A 717-nucleotide genomic window follows, 5' to 3' on the forward strand; every position below is an offset into this window, starting at 1 on the left:
CCGCCCCGGCCGGCCGCCGGGTCGAACCGGCCGACACCCTCTTCGCACACCGGCCCGATGAACCCCTCCTGACATGAACGACGAACGCTTCGACCACCTCTGGTACAACCCCGACTTCCCGACCCAGAACGAGGGACCGGGCACCGGCCGGCACCGGGCCTCGACCGTCTACGAAGAGCCTGTGGAACCACAGGTCCCGCCCTGGGACCCGGCCGAAGAACTCGCCTATCTGCTCCAGGAAGCCCGCGGCGACGCATACGGCAGCACCGTGCCGCCCCCTCACGACGAGGCGTCGGCCACCGCTCCCCCCACCGGCAGCCCCCTGGGCAACCTCCAGGAGATCACCGCCGAACTGCCGCCCCTGCGCACCGCCCCCCGCGGCCACCGCAAACTCACCCCGCGCAGACGCCCCGACGCCGTACGACTCGCCAGCTACGCCATCGCCGCCCTGGCCGCGATCACCGTGTCGATGGTGAGCGTCTTCAGCGGCGTGGTCGCCTACGAACCACTGCTCCTCGTCACCACGGCGCACAGCAGCGGCAGTTCATCGGCCTGGTGGCCCGTGCTCGTCTACGGCCCCTGGCTGGCGGGCTCCCTGTCCGTCCTCCGCGCGGCACTGCACCAACGACGCGCCCTGCACTCCTGGTTCGTCGTCCTGCTGTTCTCGTCCGTCGCGGTCCTGCTCTGCGTCGCCCAGGCGCCGCGCACCCTCACCGA

At 71.7% G+C, this 717-nt stretch carries 1 protein-coding gene; it reads left to right on the forward strand.

Going from position 1 to position 717, the window contains the following annotated elements; genetic code table 11:
- Positions 1–73 precede the first annotated feature (73 nt).
- A partial coding sequence (locus tag B7L92_RS37385) for a hypothetical protein (RefSeq protein WP_081241566.1) occupies positions 74–717 on the forward strand: 644 nt, incomplete at its 3' end.

The organism is Streptomyces viridosporus, assembly GCF_002078235.1.
In the GTDB taxonomy this organism is placed as follows: domain Bacteria; phylum Actinomycetota; class Actinomycetes; order Streptomycetales; family Streptomycetaceae; genus Streptomyces; species Streptomyces viridosporus.